This window comes from Flavobacterium crocinum (assembly GCF_003122385.1).
In the GTDB taxonomy this organism is placed as follows: Bacteria; Bacteroidota; Bacteroidia; order Flavobacteriales; family Flavobacteriaceae; genus Flavobacterium; species Flavobacterium crocinum.
The window spans coordinates 788,098-805,609 of sequence record NZ_CP029255.1 but is presented as its reverse complement, the minus strand read 5'-3'; the positions used below and the strand labels follow the sequence as shown (position 1 = coordinate 805,609).

Genomic DNA, 17,512 nt, shown 5'->3' with positions numbered 1-17,512 from the left:
AGATCTGCGAGAAAAATATTTAAACACATAGAAACATAGGTTCTTGTTTGTGAAAAAGAAAGCAAAAAGAAACAAGTTTCTAACACATAGAAAAGCTATGTGAATTTATGCAAGTGAAAAGCCTTTTATAGGTTTTCAATAAACTATGTTTCTATGTGTTTAAAAAATATAGCCACAGTTTTAAAAATCCTTTCTAATCCTTTTAATCAGTGGCAAAAAAAATATAATACCAAAAAACATGAAAAACTATCTAATTCTCCCAGCCGTATTGTTTTCGATAGCAATAGGCTACAGTCAAAAAACGAAAAGCGCTTACGAATTGGCATCGCCAAACGGAAAAAACAAAATCAAATTTGAGCTGGTAAAAAATGCTCCAAAATATGCAGTTTCTCACGGAAAGACAGAAGTAATTTCTCCGTCAGATATGGGTTTTGTATTGAAAGGAAATGAAGACTTAAGTTTAAATTTTGAAATTAAAGGAGCTAAAACTTCTACGTTTGATGAAACCTGGGAACAAGTTTGGGGAGAAAAGAAAAACATCCGAAATCACTACAATCAATTGGTAGTCGATTTACAGCAGAAAACAGGAAACAAAAGAAAGTTGCAGATTCAGTTTCGTGCTTTTGACGATGGAGTAGCTTTTAGATATGTGTATCCAAAACAAAATGTAAAAGACAGTATTTTCATCATGGATGAAAAAACCACTTTTAACCTTAAAGAAGACGGAAAAGCATGGTGGATTCCTGCAAACCGACCAGATCGTGACGAATATTTATTTAAAGATGCACCGGTAAGTACATTAGATACCGTTTTAACTCCCTTAACAATCGAAAGCAAAAGCGGATTAGCGTTAAGTTTCCATGAAGCAAACCTGATTGATTTTGCGAGTATGACTTTGGTAAACACAAAAGGAACAGAATTAAAATCGGATTTAGTGCCTTGGGCTGACGGAATTAAAGTTCGTGTGAAAGACTCGTTTACTTCTTCTTGGAGAACGATTCAAATTGGAGAAAATCCGGGAGAATTAATCACTTCTTATTTAGTTTTAAACTTAAACGAACCAAACAAATTAAAGAATACCAACAACTATTTCAAACCTTATAAATACTTAGGAATTTGGTGGGGAATGCATATTGGGAAATATACTTTCTGGGAAAGCGACAAACAAGGTGCAACAACAAAACACGCCGAAGAATATATCGATTTTACAGCAAAAGAAGGTTTCCATCATTTATTGATCGAAGGCTGGAATAAAGGTTGGACGCCAGCGTGGTATGAAAACCGTATGCACATGTTCAGCTTTACAAAAAGCGCAGACAATTTCGATCTTGAAAAAGTAGTGGAATACGGAAAGAAAAAGAACATCGAATTAATCGGTTACCACGAAACAGGTTCAAACTTAATTAACTATTTAAAAGAAGTTGACGAAGGTTTTGCTTTATACAAAAAACTAGGAATTCATACCGTAAAAATTGGTCATGTTGGTTCTAAACTGAATATGAAACAAATGCATTTCGGGCAGTTTGGAGTAAATTATTTCAGATACATTTTAGAAAAAGCAGCTCAATATGATTTAGCAGTTCTTTACCACGAATCAATTAAAGATACAGGAGAAAGAAGGACTTTTCCAAACATGGTTTCAAGAGAAGCAGCGCGTGGACAAGAATATAATGCTTGGAGCGAAGGAAATCCGCCAAACCATTTGACTATTATTCCATTCACAAGATTACTTTCCGGACCAATGGATTTTACGCCTGGAATTTTTGATGTTGAGGTAAAACAAGGTTATCCCGGAAAAAGAATTCAGGGAACAGTTGGACAGCAATTGGCATTGTATGTAACACTTTATTCTCCAATTCAAATGTTGGCCGATCTTCCTGAAAACTACGAAGGAAAACCAGCTTTACAATTCTTAAAAGACGTTCCGACAGATTGGGAAGACACTAAAATCTTAGAAGGTAAAATTGGTGAATACATTACCACAGCAAGAAAAGACAGAAACAGCGCAGACTGGTACTTAGGAACTTTGACAAATGAAAAACCGCGAAATGTTGAGGTTGCATTATCATTCTTAGATCCAAATGCCACTTACGAAGCACAAATTTATGTTGATGCTGAAGGAACAGATCAAACACACAATCCAGAAGCAGTTGCCATTTCTAAGAAAACAGTAAAAGCTTCAGATAAATTACAATTGAAATTAGGCGGAGCTGGCGGTGGAGCAGTGAGATTTAAAAAATTATAATTATAGATTTAGTATCCTAACAGGTTTCCAAAACCTGTTAGGTATCACTATCACATCACAAATAAAGAAACTTTTAGATTGGGTAAAATAAATACCTAACAGGTTTCTAAAACCTGTTAGGATAACAAAAACAATTTTCAGATGAAAAGAATTTTAATAGTACTGGTTTTAATTCATTCCATCCAAATCATTGGACAAAACAATAATGCTGAAAACCGAATCATAAAAGTTGATTTTAAAAAAGAAGCAGGAAAATTAAACACCATGTTTAAAGAATGCATTGGAGCCGGAAGAGCAAACGAAGGTTTGAGAGCCGACTGGCAGCAACAATTAGCATTGGTTAAAAAAGAATGCGATTTTAAATATATCCGTTTTCATGGTTTATTGTCTGATGATATGGCAGTTTATCGCGAAGACGAAAAAGGAAATCCGGAATACAACTACCAATATGTGGACGTTTTATTTGATTATATTGTAAGTCTGAAAATGAAACCGTTTGTTGAATTAGGTTTTATGCCAAATGCATTGGCAAGCGGAAAAGAAACTATTTTTTGGTGGAAAGGAAACGTAACGCCTCCAAAAGATTATAAAAAATGGGAAGATTTGATTCGAAATCTAACTGCGCATTTCAAAGAACGTTACGGAGACGAAGAAGTAAAAACATGGTATTTTGAAGTTTGGAACGAACCGAATTTATCACCAGGTTTTTGGAGCAGTACTCAGGAAGAATATTATAAATTATACGATTACGCAGCCCGAGGCGTAAAAGCAGTAAACAAAGAATATAAAGTCGGCGGACCGGCAACGGCAGGTTCTGCTTGGGTTTCTGAAACAATTGATTTTTGTGCTAAAAATAATGTTCCGATGGATTTTGTTTCGACGCATACCTACGGAGTAAAACACGGATATTTGGACGAATTCGGAACTTCGGGAACGATTTTAAATCAGGACGAATGGAGTGTAAGCGGTGAAATTATTCATTCTAGAAAATTGATTACGGAATCGGCTAAACCAAATTTAGAATTGCATTATACAGAATGGAGTTCGTCTTATACACCGGCAGATCCAATTCACGATAGCTATCATTCCGCAGCTTATATTCTGCAGAAATTAAAACAAGTTGGAAATGCCGCAAACTCAATGTCATATTGGGTTTTTACCGATATTTTTGAAGAAGCAGGACCAAGATTTACGCCATTTCACGGCGGTTTCGGATTACTGAATACACAGGGAATTAAAAAGCCAGCCTATTTCTCTTATTATCTAATGAATAAATTGGGAGAAACAGAACTTCAAAATTCGGATAAAGCTTCCTGGACTTCTAAAAATGCAAAAGGAGATGTTCAGGTTTTACTTTGGGATTTTACCAATACACATCCGGGAGATAAAGAACTGAATCAAACCTATTACATAAAAGATCTTCCATCAAAAGAAAAAGGAAAAGTAAAAGTTGAGGTGGACGGAATGCAGAAAGGGAAATATCTTTTAGAAATTTACAAAGTAGGATATAAAGTAAATGACGCTTACGCGGATTATTTAGCGATGAATAAACCAAGTCAGCTTACACGTCAACAAGTTAATTCTCTAAAAGAGAAAAATAACGGCGCACCCATTTCGACAGAAAAAATCACAATTGACGGAAAAGGAACTTTCAGTAAAGAATTTAAAATCAATGAAAATGATGTTGTCATGCTGAATTTGATTAAACAATAATAGAGAGAAAACCACAACATAAAAATAGTATTAACTGCATTTAAAGATGATGCGTGAGGAATCTCTTTAAATCAAAACACCTAACTATCTATGAAAAACAAAATGATATTCCTTTCATCAGCTTTGGTTTTTGCATTTTTTACTTCTTGTAAAAATGATGCACAGACGTTAGCTTCAAATTCGGCACAAACCGAAGAATACGTTGGAAAAGAAATAAGTACAGATCATGATGCAGAAATTGATAAATTGATTTCGCAAATGACATTAGAAGAAAAAATTGGAATGCTTCACGGGAACAGTATGTTTGCCAATGCAGGCGTAAAACGTTTAGGAATTCCGGAATTAAAAATGGCCGATGGTCCGTTGGGAGTTCGTGAAGAAATTTCAAGAGACAATTGGGCTCCCGCAGGTTGGACAAACGATTTTGCAACTTATTATCCTGCTGGTGGTGCTTTGGCAGCAACATGGAATGCTGAAATGGCACATACTTTTGGAACGAGTTTAGGAGAAGAATTACGTGCAAGAGATAAAGATATGTTGCTTTCGCCAGCCATCAATATGGTAAGAACACCGCTTGGAGGAAGAACGTACGAGTACATGTCTGAAGATCCGTTTTTGAACAAAAAAATTGCAGTGCCTTTGATTGTTGGTTTACAGGAAAAAGACGTAATGGCGTGCGTAAAACATTACGCGGCAAACAATCAGGAGACAAATCGTGATTTTGTAGATGTACAAATTGACGAGCGTACACTTCGTGAAATTTATCTTCCTGCTTTCGAAGCTTCAGTAAAAGAAGCAAAAGCGTATAGTATCATGGGAGCTTACAATAAATTCAGAGGAGAATATTTATGTGAGAATGACTATATGCTGAATAAAATCCTTCGTGATGAATGGGGATTTAAAGGAATCGTAGTTTCAGATTGGGCTGCGGTGCATTCTACAGCAAAATCTTTGAAAAATGGTTTAGATATTGAAATGGGAACACCAAAACCTTTCAATGAATTTTTCTTAGCCGATAAATTAATCGCAGCAGTTAAATCTGGTGAAGTTTCTGAGAAAGAAATTGATCTTCATGTAAAACGTATTTTAAGAGTTTTATTCCAAGTGAAAGCAATAGGCGGAGGCGAACGTACAAAAGGAAGCATCGCAACCGAAGCACATTACCAAGATGCTTACAAAATTGCTGCAGAAGCAATTGTATTGTTGAAAAATGAAAATAATGCGCTTCCGCTAAAAGTAGACGGAGTAAAATCTATCGCCGTAATTGGAAATAACGCTACAAAGAAAAATGCTTTGGGCGGATTTGGAGCCGGAGTAAAAACAAAAAGAGAAGTTACACCTCTTGAAGGTCTTAAAAATAGACTTCCTTCATCAGTTAAAATCAATTATGCGGAAGGATATTTAGAGCGTTATGATGAGAAAAACAAAGGAAATTTAGGAAATATTACGGCTAATGGTCCGGTAACAATTGACAAATTAGACGATGCAAAAGTTAAAGAAGCAGTAGAAGCAGCCAAAAACTCAGACGTGGCAATCATTTTTGCGGGCTCAAATCGTGATTACGAAACAGAAGCTTCAGACCGAAGAGATTTACACTTGCCTTTTGGACAAGAAGAATTAATCAAAAAAGTAATCGAAGCGAATCCAAAAACGATTGTAGTTTTTGTTGCCGGAGCTCCATTTGATATTAATGAAATAAGCAAAAAATCGCAAGCTGTGGTTTGGTCTTGGTTTAATGGTTCTGAAGGAGGAAATGCTTTGGCTGATGTTATTTTAGGAAAAGTAAATCCGTCAGGAAAATTACCTTGGACAATGCCGGTTGCTTTAAAAGATTCTCCTGCGCATGCCACAAACAGTTTCCCAGGAGACAAAGCCGTTAATTATGCTGAAGGAATCTTGATTGGATACCGTTGGTTTGATACTAAAAATGTTGCACCATTATATCCTTTTGGTTACGGATTATCATATACGACTTTCGCGCTTGATAATGCAAAAGCAAATAAAGATTCTTACGCTCAAAACGATGTAATCGAAGTTACAGTTGAGGTTAAAAACACAGGAAAAGTAGACGGAAAAGAGGTAGTACAATTATATACTTCAAAATCGGATTCTAAAATTACTCGTGCAGCACAAGAGTTAAAAGGATTCAAAAAAGCGGATGTAAAAGCTGGAAGTTCAGAAAAAGTAACGATCAAAGTACCGGTAAAAGAATTGGCTTACTACGATGTTGCTGCTAAAAAATGGACAGTTGAGCCAGGAAAATACACCATCAAATTGGGAACCTCTTCAAGAGATATTAAAAAAGAAATTCAGGTAACAGTTAAATAAAACTTGTTATTGCTATAAAATAACCAAACCATCAACGCCAGCTCACTATAAGCTGGCGTTGATTTTAAAAACTTACACTTAACTTAAACCAAACCAAATGAAAAAAACAATCAAAGACTATCTGTTGAGCTTTATTTTATGTTTTGCTTTTCTGGGAGTTTTAGCCTGCAGTTCAGATAAAGAAGAAACTCCGGTAAGTATAAAAACGCTTGCTGCGAGTACCAGTAAAATCGATTTTGAAAGCAAAGAAAATACAATTGAAATAACCGTTAATTCCAATGGAGTTGCTTGGACATTGAGTAATCCTGTCAGCTGGATAAAGTTAAGTTCGACTGCCGGAACTTCGGGACAAACTGTAGTAAAAATTACTGCTTTAGAAAATACAACTACAGCTTTGAGAAATGCTGTGATTACATTAAGTGGTGGTGAACTTGCCTCAGAAGCAATTTCAGTTTCTCAGGCTGCAGGAAGTTTATACCCAAGTTACAATACAAATCCAATTACAGCTGATGCGTCAGGAATGGGAAGTTCAGCAGTTGAATTGGCAGCAAAAATCAAATTAGGCTGGAATATCGGAAATACGTTGGAAGCAACCGGAGGAGAAACCGCTTGGGGAAATCCAAAAGTAACCAAAGCTTTAATTGATGCTGTAAAAGCAAATGGTTTCAATGCCATCAGAATTCCGTGTTCTTGGAATCAGAATTTAGAAAATGCTGCAACAGCAAAAATCAAAGTGGATTGGTTAAACCGAGTGAAAGAAGTAGTGCAATATTGTGTTGATAACGATATGTATGTTGTAGTAAACATTCACTGGGACGGGGGCTGGCTGGAAAACAATATTACCGAAGCTAAAAAATTAGAAAACAACGCCAAACAAAAAGCGTTCTGGGAACAAATTGCAACACATTTACGCGGATTTGACGAACATTTACTTTTTGCAAGTGCCAATGAACCGGCTGTTGAAGATGCGACGCAAATGGCAGTTTTAACGTCGTATCATCAAACTTTTATTGATGCAGTTCGTTCAACGGGAGGAAAAAATGCTACTCGTGTTTTAGTAGTTCAAGGGCCAACAACAGATATCGAAAAAACAAATAAATTAATGACTACATTGCCTACAGATAAAGTATCAGGCAGAATGATGGTTGAGGTTCATTATTATTCACCTTGGAATTTTGCCGGTTTAACGAAAGATGAAACTTGGGGTAAAATGTTCTATTATTGGGGAAATGGTTTCCATTCTACAACCGATACAGAAAGAAATGCAACTTGGGGCGAAGAAGCCGATTTAGAAAAGAATTTCAAATTGATGAAAACGCAATTTGTAGACAAAGGAATTCCAGTTTTATTGGGAGAATTTGGAGCAATCCGTAGAACCACTTTAACGGGAGATGCGCTGACATTGCATTTAAACTCAAGAGCGTATTATTTAAAAACGGTGGTAAAAACAGCAAAAGCAAACGGATTATTACCTTTTTATTGGGACGAAGGAAGTTTAGGAAACAATGGTTTCGGAATTATGAATAGAAGCAATAATACCGTCTTCGATACACAAGCTTTAAACGCTTTAATAGATGGATTAAAATAAAAAAATGTGGTTAAAACCATATAAGTGATATAAGTAAATTTAAGCGCAATGCTAAATAAAAATCAAATTATCTTATATCACTTATATGGTTCAAAAAATATTTAAATAAAAAAAATGAAAAAGAGTGTAATGTTTATTTTTCTGTTAATTAGTGTTTTAGCTAATGCTAATGTGAGAATGCCTTTAATATTCTCTGACGGAATGGTACTTCAAAGAGACAAGCAAATTCCAATTTGGGGTTTTGCGGATGCGAATGAAAGCGTAGAAATTCATTTCAACAATCAAATTAAGAAAACGACAGCCGATAAAAGCGGAAAATGGACGGTAAATTTAAATGCTGAAAAAGCCGGCGGGCCATTCGAATTGATCATTATCGGAAAAAATAAAATCACCATCAAAAATGTTTTGGTTGGTGAAGTTTGGATTTGCAGCGGACAATCGAATATGGAATTTCAGGTTTTCAAAACGATGAATGCTGAAAAAGAAATAAATAGTGCAGATTATCCAATGATTCGTCATTTTGGCGTAGCACAAGATTTAAGTGGTACTCCAAAAGACGATTTAAAACAAGGAAAATGGGAAGTTGCCAATAAAGAAAATGTGGGCAACTTCACAGCAGTTGGCTACTATTTCGCCAGAAAACTGTATGCAGAATTAAAAATCCCAATCGGAATCATCAATACATCTTGGGGCGGAACCAATGTAGAAACTTGGACCAGCCGTGAAGCTTTCGAAAAAAGTGACGAGTTTAAATCGATGATTGCTAATGTGCCAACGGTAGATATCAATGCTATTTTTGAAACCTATAAAAAATCGGTTTTAGACAATCTGAAAAAAGTACAAGGTTTTGATGTTTCGATGGAAAACGAAGAGCAATTTAAAAACCCAAATTTCCAGGACAAAAACTGGCCAGAAATAAAAGTGCCTTCACTTTGGGAAAACCAGCAAATCGGAAATATCGACGGAATTGTCTGGATGCGAAAAACCATTGTTTTAACGGCAGAACAAGCTAAAAAAGAAGCTACTTTACATTTAGCAAAAGTCGATGACGAAGACCAAACTTATATAAATGGCGTTCAAATTGGAACAAACAATCTTTGGGATGCCAAAAGGATTTACAAAATTCCAGCAAATGTCTTAAAAGAAGGAACAAACGTAATCGCCGTAAGAATTACAGATTACAGTGGCGGTGGCGGAATCTACGGCGATCCGCAAGATTTAAAAATTGATTTTAAAGATTCAAATCTGCCTTTAGAAGGACTTTGGAAATTCAATGTCGTAAAAGTAAGAATAGAAGTTTCGCCAAACAGTTATCCGTCATTATTGTACAATGCCATGGTAAATCCGTTAGTGCCTTATGCGATGCAAGGCGTTTTATGGTATCAGGGAGAAGCCAATGTTTGGAGAGCGGCAGAATACAAAAAATCATTTCCGTTAATGATCAAGGATTGGAGAACAAAATTCAAACAAGGAAACTTCCCTTTTTATTTCGTTCAATTATCCACTTTCGACGAATTTGGAGGAAACAGTCAAAAAGGAAGCCGTTGGGCAGAACTTCGCGAAGCACAATCTGAAACTTTAAAATTAACAAACACCGGAATGGCTGTTACAACCGATATCGGTAACGCAAAAGACATTCACCCAACCAACAAACAAGACATTGGTTTGCGTTTGGCAGCGATTGCAATGAATAATCTTTATGGCAAAAAACAAGTTCACAGCGGACCAACTTATAAATCTCAAACAATAAAAGGAAACGAAATTATCCTTACTTTCGATAACATCGGCAGCGGATTATCAACGCCAAATAATGATGAGTTAAAAGGTTTCGAAATTGCAGGTGCAGACAAAGTTTTTCATTCCGCGAAAGCGATAATTAAAGACAATAAAATAATTGTATCAAGCGATAAAGTTCAAAATCCCGTAGCAGTTCATTACGGTTGGGCAGACGACGATACAACAATTAATCTTTTCAACAAAGAAAAATTCCCTGCATCACCATTCAAAACGGATAATTGGGAGATGATTACGGCAAATGAGAAGTATAAAGTGAGTAAGTAATTATTTGCTTGTGCGAGATTAACACGATAGTTTTGTCATTCCGAGGAACGAGGAATCTTCGCAAGAAACTCCATAAAGTAAATCCTCAATCTTTGTCGAGCTACTAGCGAAGATTCCTCGTTCCTCGGAATGACAAGATAGCAGAAATACCAGATGTAAAAAACATGACCAAAAAGAATAAGTCTATGAATCCAGAAATCATAAAAAAAACATTTCTCCTCTTACTTCTCACATCTTACTATACAACCATTTCGGCGCAATCCAAAAATGTTTTATGGTACAAACAACCCGCAGAATTCTTTGAAGAAAGCTTGGTTTTAGGAAACGGAAAAATGGGAGCAACCGTTTTTGGAGGCGCCAATTCAGATAAAATTTATCTGAATGATATTACACTTTGGTCGGGCGAACCCGTAAATGCGAATATGAGTCCGGAAGCTTACAAAAACATTCCGGCAATTCGTGAAGCTTTACAGAACGAAAACTACAAACTGGCAGAAGAACTCAACAAAAAAGTGCAGGGAAAAAACTCCGAATCATATGCGCCTTTAGGAACATTAGAAATCAATAATTCTGAAAAAGGAAAAGCGGTAAATTATCATCGTGAACTGGATCTTTCGAATGCGATTTCAAAAGTGAGTTACGAAATGGCGGGTATCAAATATACTCGGGAATATTTTGTTTCAGCTCCAGATAAGATTATGATTATCAAATTAACAGCAGATCAAAAAGGAGCTTTAAATTTTGATATTAATCTAAAAAGCCTTTTACAATCCAATGTCGAAGTGCGAAACAACATTTTGGTATTAAGAGGTTCTGCGCCAATTCATGAAAACGCAGGATATAATGTTTCTTCAAAATATTTGAGCTTAAAAGAAAGAGGAACAAGATTTACAGGTTTAGTCCAAATCAAAAAAACAGACGGAACAGTTACAAGTTCTCGAGAAACCTTGACCTTAAAAGACGCAACAGAGGCGATTATTTTCGTTTCTGTCGCAACAAGTTTTAATGGTTTTGACAAAAACTCGGCATCAGAAGGTTTAGACGATGTTTCAATTGCAGCGCAGAATCTTACTAAAGCCTACGCAAAAGCATTCGACAAACTAAAAGAATCTCACATTGCCGATTATCAAAAATTCTTCAATCGCGTCAATTTAGATTTAGGAAAAACAACCGCTCCGGATTTACCAACAGACGAACGTTTATTGCGATATGCAGATGGAAAAGAAGATAAAAACCTAGAAATTTTATATTTCAATTTCGGACGTTATTTATTAATAAGCTCATCAAGAACTTTGGGCGTTCCAGCCAATTTGCAAGGACTTTGGAATCCGTATGTGAATCCGCCTTGGAGCAGTAATTATACGATGAATATCAATCTGGAAGAAAATTACTGGCTGGCAGAAAACACCAATCTTTCCGAAATGCATTCGTCACTTTTGAGTTTCATTAAAAATCTTTCGGTAACAGGAAAAATTACCGCTAAAACTTTTTATGGAGTTGATAAAGGTTGGGCGGCAGCGCACAATTCGGATATTTGGGCCATGACCAATCCGGTTGGACAATTTGGAAAAGAAGATCCAATGTGGGCTTGCTGGCCGATGGCGGGAGCGTGGCTGAGTACCCATATTTGGGAGCATTATACTTTTACACAAGATTTATCCTATTTGAAAAAAGAAGGTTATCCGTTAATGAAAGGTGCAGCCGAATTTTGTTTGGGCTGGTTGGTTACCGATAAAAACGGAAATTTAATTACTTCGCCATCAACTTCGCCAGAAAACCAATATAAACTTGCAGATGGTTTTGTGGGCGCAACATTGTACGGCGGAACTGCCGATTTAGCCATGATCCGCGAATGTTTTGATAAAACAATTAAAGCTTCAAAAGTATTAAATACGGATGCTGATTTTAGAAAAAAACTGGAAACAGCACTTTCAAAATTGTATCCCTATCAAATTGGAAAAAAAGGAAACCTTCAGGAATGGTATTTCGATTGGGATGATAATGATCCAAAACACCGTCATCAATCGCATTTATTCGGACTTTTCCCTGGTGATCATATTACGCCTTTGAAAACTCCTGATTTAGCGGAGGCTTCGAAGAAAACATTAGAGATAAAAGGCGACGAAACCACTGGCTGGTCAAAAGGCTGGAGAATCAATCTTTGGGCAAGACTTTGGGACGGAAACCGCGCTTATAAAATGTTCCGAGAATTACTTCGTTACGTAGATCCGGACGGGAAGAAAACAGAAAAACCAAGAAGAGGAGGAGGAACGTATCCAAATTTATTCGATGCGCATCCGCCATTTCAGATTGATGGTAATTTTGGAGGAGCAGCTGCTGTTGCCGAAATGCTGGTTCAGTCAGACGAAAACGAAATCCGATTATTGCCTGCTTTGCCAGATGCCTGGTCAGAAGGTTCTGTAAAAGGAATTTGCGCCAGAGGAGGTTTTGAAATTGAAATGAATTGGAACAATAAGAAACCTGAAAAAATCATTATTTCTTCTAAAAATGGGGGAAAAACAACTTTGATTTTTGGAGATCAAAAACAAGAGATTGTTTTGAATAAAGGAGAAGAAAAAGAGGTGAAATTTTAGAAATGAATTGCGTCCAGCTTTAGCTGGATGAAAAAAAAGGAATAAGGAAAGGCTTTAGCCAAACAATTGCTGTTTGGCTAAAGCCTTTTCCTATTAGCTCAAATATATCCTCCAGCTAAAGCAGGAGGCAATTCAAAAAATAACCCGACAGGTTTCAAAAACCTGTCGGGTTTAACTCTTAAAGATGTAACTATTATTTGCCTGTCTGTTCTTTTTCTTCTTCTGGTTTCTCAGAATGTTCTTTTTTAAATGTTTCGTACCATTTCTCAATCGACGGATAAACAAAAGCAGCCACTTTTTTTACCGGATTATAAAAAATGTAATTATCTAAAGTTTCTTTTTTAGCGAAAGTATTATTGAAATTAATTTTCTCAAATAAAGCAATAAAAATACTCAGTATCAGAATGGTTTTTAAAACTCTGAAAAATCCGCCACCGAGTTTATTCATCCAGCCAAGCATGGCAAAATCGGCAATTCCCGTTAAGATTTTGGCTAAGAAATAAACGCCAATGACAACCAGAATAAAAGTCAGGATAAACGCCGTAATTTGAATGTTGGTTGGATTCCAGGAAACGTGTTTTGAAATCCATCCTGTCATTAACGAAGAAAATTTAATAGCAAGGTAAATTCCTAATAGTAAAGAAATAAAGGAAGCAACTTCTACAAAAAGTCCATTTTTAATGCCTTTGTATAAACTAAAAGTCAAAAGTGCGGCTACAATAATATCAAAAAAACTCATGTTTTACGGGTGTTTAATAAAGGCGCAAAGATAGGTTTTTTTGAGGTTCAGAGGTTCAGAGTGGCAAAGGTTCAAAGGTTTTTTGGTGCTTTCTTTTTTTCTGTGTATTTATTTTTTAGGTGCAATGTATTGAACTATGTATCTTTGCAAATCAAAATTTAGAGTTTAGATTGCATTCTACCCCTTAGAATTGATTTTAATCAGCAATCTAACATCTAAAATCAACAATCTAAAATCACATAATGTCTAGAGATATACAACTAAAAGAGCGCTGGGAGAAGCTCGTCGATACACTTTCAAATCAGTTTTCGCAAGGCGAAGATTTAGATTTGGATTCTATTATTTACTTAATCGGAGTGCAGGAATATGGAAAAGTACACCGTCAATACAAAAAAGACGAAAAATTAAACTTAATGCATATTGCCATCTGCCGATTATTAGAACCTTATGGCTATTACGAATTCGAATATTTTGATACCGAAGGATGGCCTCATTATAAAATAAAAGAACAATTGCCTGCGTTAAAAGCGGGTGAGCAATCGGTTTTAATGAAGGAAGCGATCGTGAATTACTTTTTAGAAAGAAAATTGATTGATTAGATTTTTTTTGTTCAGTATTCAGTTGCTTAGTGTACAGCACTGTAAACTGTGATTAACTACGTCACTGACCACTAAAAACCTGACAACTGAATACTAAAAAATGTGTAGATACGCCATGACATCCTATAAGCCTCATTATGCTTGTTTTAATTGTCGAAAGACATTTAAAAGAAGATTAATGGGCGATATTAAAAAAGGAGAAAAATCGGTTTTTGAATCCAAATGTCCGGAATGTGGTGAATTAATGGCGAATATGGGACTCGATTTTGAATCGCCTAAAAAAGATGATTTAAAAAAATGGGATCATTTAAAAAGTTTGTATTCAGTCGGAATTACATTTCATTCCTGTGGTTGCAGTGGGCCGGGTTATATACCGAATTCAAAAGAAAAATTGATAGAATATTTTGAAAGGCTGAAAGAAGGTTATTTTAAAAATCTTGATTTTTGGCGTGCTAGAATTGAGCCTTCAACTAATATCGAAAGAGATAAAGACTGGAATAGAAACTGGGCTGAACTGGGAAAAGTAGCATCCAAAAACAGAAAAGAAATTGTCAAAAATCAGGAAGGCATTGATCACTGGCTGAAAAAAGTCAAGGAAATTGAAAATAAAATAGAACTGATAAAGTAATTGGAAATTTTTCCCCTGAATTTTTAGTCCAGTTGTAAAATTCTTAAAACTGCGACTGTGACTACACATTTTAAACTAAAAACACTAAATTTGTATTTCAATTATTGAAGGAAAATGATAGATAAGATAAAACAACATATAGAGGAAGCGAAGGCCTTTAATGAAAAAAACAAAGAATCTTTAGAACAATTCCGTATTAAATATTTAGGTAGTAAAGGATTATTGAAAGAACTTTTTAATGAGTTTAAAAATATTCCAAACGACCAGAAAAAAGATTTTGGACAAGTAATCAATACTTTAAAAGCTGTTGCTGAAGAAAAAGTAAAACAGATTCAGGAAGAGCTTGAAAGCAAAGAAGAATCAAAAGGAATTTTTGGCGATTTAACACGTGCTGCAGAACCGGTAATTATTGGTTCACGCCACCCGATTTCTATCGTAAAAAATCAGATTATCGATATTTTTGCTAACATCGGATTCAACGTTTCTGAAGGGCCGGAAATCGAAGACGACTGGCATAACTTTACGGCATTGAACTTACCGGAATATCATCCGGCGCGTGATATGCAGGATACATTTTTCATTCAAACCAATCCTGATGTGTTGTTGCGTACGCATACATCATCTGTTCAGGTGCGTTATATGGAAAATCATAAACCACCAATTCGTACGATTTCTCCGGGACGTGTTTTCCGTAACGAAGCGATTTCATCTCGTTCACACTGTATTTTCCATCAGGTTGAAGGACTGTACATTGACAAAGATGTGTCTTTCGCCGATTTGAAACAGACGTTACTGTATTTTACAAAAGAAATGTTCGGAAAATCTAAGATTCGTCTTCGTCCGTCTTATTTCCCATTTACAGAACCAAGTGCCGAAATTGATATTTATTGGGGACTAAAAACAGAAACCGATTACCGTATCACAAAAGGAACAGGCTGGTTGGAAATTGGAGGTTGCGGAATGGTAGATCCAAATGTTTTGAAAAACTGCGATATCAACCCAGACGAATACAACGGATTTGCTTTTGGAATGGGAGTAGAGCGTATTGCAATGCTTTTATACCAAATTGGCGATATCCGTATGTTCTACGAAAATGATGTACGTTTCTTAGAGCAGTTTAAAGCCAATATTTAATTTTAGATTTCTGATTTTAGATTGATTCTGAAATCTGAATCACACTTATAATAACAAACCTTTGTTGAAGTTTCAGACTTTGACAAAGGTTTTTAAAATTTAATACATGAAAAAAGATATAATAATTCCGGAAGTCGAAAACGTATTTCTTGCAGCAGTGCAGGAATGGAGCGATGATTTTATGGAAAAAGTTTGGTACGCTTATTTAGTTAACGATAGCGATTTTAACTTAGACAGCGTAATGGTGGTTTCAAAAGCATTTGGAACTATTGACGGCGAAATGAAAAAAACTTCGATTCTGCGCCATGCTTTTGTCGAGGTGCCGTCGGTTTCTGTTGTAAAGATAGAATTGGTAGAGAAAAGCCTTTTAGCCTTAAATAATGAATTCATGGTAACGTTTTTCATCGGAAATACTTTGTATGATAAGAAGTTCATTTTTAAAGCCAACTCGCTTGATGAAAACAATACGGAAGAAGTGCCGATTTTGTTTGTTGAAGGGGTGATGGTGAAGTAGAGTTTTAAAGAAGAAAGAACCAAGATTTTTTAGGAACTAGAATAAAACAGAAAGAGCCAAGACTAAAATTTAGTTTGGCTCTTTTTTTATCTCAGTAAAGAATTCTTGCTTCTTGTCTCTTTTCACTAGAAATCTAATCCAAAGATTCAGTCAATTTTCTGAAAACAGCTTTTGCATCTTTTCCTTCATATAAAACCGCATAAACGGCATCGATAATTGGTGTTTTAGCTCCGTAACCCTGATTTAGTTTATAAGCACTTTTTGTGGCATAATAACCTTCTGCAACCATACTCATTTCCATCATGGCGCTTTTTACGGTATACCCTTTACCAATCATATTTCCGAACATTCTGTTTCTCGAAAAAACGGAATATCCTGTAACCAATAAATCGCCTAAATAAGCCGAATCATTAATGTTACGTTTCATTTTATGTACTTTTCTAATGAACTTTTTCATTTCGCGAATCGCATTACTCATCAAAACCGACTGAAAGTTATCGCCATAACCTAAACCGTGAGCAATTCCGGCAGCGATTGAATAGATATTTTTCAACATTGCAGCATATTCAGTTCCGATGATGTCATCAGAGATTTTCGCTTTAATGTAATTTCCGGAAAGTGATTTGGCAACCGTTTTCGCTTTATCCGGATCGCCGCAGGCAATCGTTAAGTAAGAAAGTCTTTCTAATGCTACTTCTTCAGCGTGGCAAGGACCTGTAATTACACCAATGTTGTAGTATGGAATATCGTATTGAATATGGAAATGCTCGCCGACAATTAAACTCGTCTCCGGAACAATTCCTTTAATTGCAGAAAAAATAATTTTATCAGCCAAAGAAACCGTCATGTTTTTCAATTCGGAATCCAGGAAGGCAGAAGGAATCGCAAAAATGATATAATCTGCATATTCAATTGCTTCGTTTATATTGCTAGTCAATTTAAGTTTGTTGGTGTCAAATTCAACAGAACTTAAATAATTTGGATTGTGTTTGTATTTCTGCAGATGTTCGATTGCAGATTCATTACGCATGTACCATGCAATTTCGGAAAGATTAACGCATAACATTTTTGCAATTGCCGTTGCCCAGCTTCCTCCTCCAATTACTGCAAATTTTAACTTTTCGCTCATTATTTTATTAATTTGAAACAAAAGTACTTAATAATGTGCTAATAAAGCAAAATCTGATTTAAGAAATTTGCCAAAGGTCTTCTGCTGTGTTTTCTTTAAATAAAAACTAGCTGAATTTCAGAATATATTTTTCAGCTTTAAAAACTAAATTTGTGTAAAAAATGGTATATTAGAGAAATTTCGTTCAATTATGACAAATAAATTTTTGACTCTTATTTTAGTTTTTACTACATTATTTTC

General features: G+C 35.6%; 12 protein-coding genes. 10 read left to right on the top strand and 2 right to left on the bottom strand.

The genetic code is table 11. The features are described from left to right. The first annotated feature begins 238 nt into the window (after window positions 1–238). From HYN56_RS03865 to HYN56_RS03840, 6 genes are all read left to right on the top strand, one after another. Window positions 239–2,245, top strand: coding sequence for a glycoside hydrolase family 97 protein (locus HYN56_RS03865; protein ID WP_109190976.1), 2,007 nt, complete (start codon window positions 239–241; stop codon window positions 2,243–2,245). Between the two features lie 141 nt (window positions 2,246–2,386). Continuing rightward, window positions 2,387–3,958 (top strand): GH39 family glycosyl hydrolase, encoded by a 1,572-nt coding sequence (locus HYN56_RS03860; RefSeq protein WP_109190975.1) that lies wholly within the window; start codon window positions 2,387–2,389, stop codon window positions 3,956–3,958. Window positions 3,959–4,048: 90 nt separating this feature from the next. After that, window positions 4,049–6,286 (top strand): glycoside hydrolase family 3 C-terminal domain-containing protein, encoded by a 2,238-nt coding sequence (locus HYN56_RS03855; protein ID WP_109190974.1) that lies wholly within the window; start codon window positions 4,049–4,051, stop codon window positions 6,284–6,286. Window positions 6,287–6,383: 97 nt separating this feature from the next. Next, window positions 6,384–7,874, top strand: coding sequence for a cellulase family glycosylhydrolase (locus tag HYN56_RS03850; RefSeq protein ID WP_109190973.1), 1,491 nt, complete (start codon window positions 6,384–6,386; stop codon window positions 7,872–7,874). Between the two features lie 114 nt (window positions 7,875–7,988). Next, window positions 7,989–9,935 carry a sialate O-acetylesterase gene (locus HYN56_RS03845; RefSeq protein ID WP_109190972.1) on the top strand — a complete coding sequence of 649 codons (1,947 nt, stop codon included), beginning with the start codon at window positions 7,989–7,991 and terminating at the stop codon, window positions 9,933–9,935. A 185-nt stretch (window positions 9,936–10,120) separates the two neighbouring features. Then, the gene (locus HYN56_RS03840; protein ID WP_109194711.1) at window positions 10,121–12,529 is read left to right on the top strand and encodes a glycoside hydrolase family 95 protein; all 2,409 of its coding nucleotides are present in this window, start codon (window positions 10,121–10,123) and stop codon (window positions 12,527–12,529) included. Between the two features lie 193 nt (window positions 12,530–12,722). On the opposite strand, the gene HYN56_RS03835 is transcribed toward HYN56_RS03840, so the two are convergent. After that, window positions 12,723–13,268, bottom strand: a complete 546-nt coding sequence (locus HYN56_RS03835) for a CvpA family protein (protein WP_109190971.1) — start codon at window positions 13,266–13,268, stop codon at window positions 12,723–12,725. Between the two features lie 242 nt (window positions 13,269–13,510). On the opposite strand from HYN56_RS03835, the gene HYN56_RS03830 reads away from it, so the two are divergent. The 4 genes from HYN56_RS03830 (at window position 13,511) to HYN56_RS03815 (ending at window position 16,143) form a co-directional block, all read left to right on the top strand. Then, complete coding sequence (locus HYN56_RS03830; protein ID WP_109190970.1) at window positions 13,511–13,867, top strand: hypothetical protein; 357 nt, start codon at window positions 13,511–13,513, stop codon at window positions 13,865–13,867. A 178-nt stretch (window positions 13,868–14,045) separates the two neighbouring features. Further along, window positions 14,046–14,495 (top strand): hypothetical protein, encoded by a 450-nt coding sequence (locus tag HYN56_RS03825; protein WP_240622652.1) that lies wholly within the window; start codon window positions 14,046–14,048, stop codon window positions 14,493–14,495. 114 nt (window positions 14,496–14,609) lie between these two features. Continuing rightward, a complete protein-coding gene (pheS, locus tag HYN56_RS03820; protein ID WP_109190968.1) occupies window positions 14,610–15,629 on the top strand; it encodes a phenylalanine--tRNA ligase subunit alpha in 1,020 nt (339 codons plus the stop codon). Between the two features lie 106 nt (window positions 15,630–15,735). After that, complete coding sequence (locus tag HYN56_RS03815; RefSeq protein ID WP_008465394.1) at window positions 15,736–16,143, top strand: hypothetical protein; 408 nt, start codon at window positions 15,736–15,738, stop codon at window positions 16,141–16,143. A gap of 133 nt (window positions 16,144–16,276) precedes the next feature. Here HYN56_RS03815 and HYN56_RS03810 read toward each other — a convergent pair whose 3' ends face one another. Next, window positions 16,277–17,272: an NAD(P)H-dependent glycerol-3-phosphate dehydrogenase gene (locus tag HYN56_RS03810; RefSeq protein WP_109190967.1), complete on the bottom strand. Its 996-nt coding sequence runs from the start codon at window positions 17,270–17,272 to the stop codon at window positions 16,277–16,279. Between the last annotated feature and the right edge of the window lie 240 nt (window positions 17,273–17,512).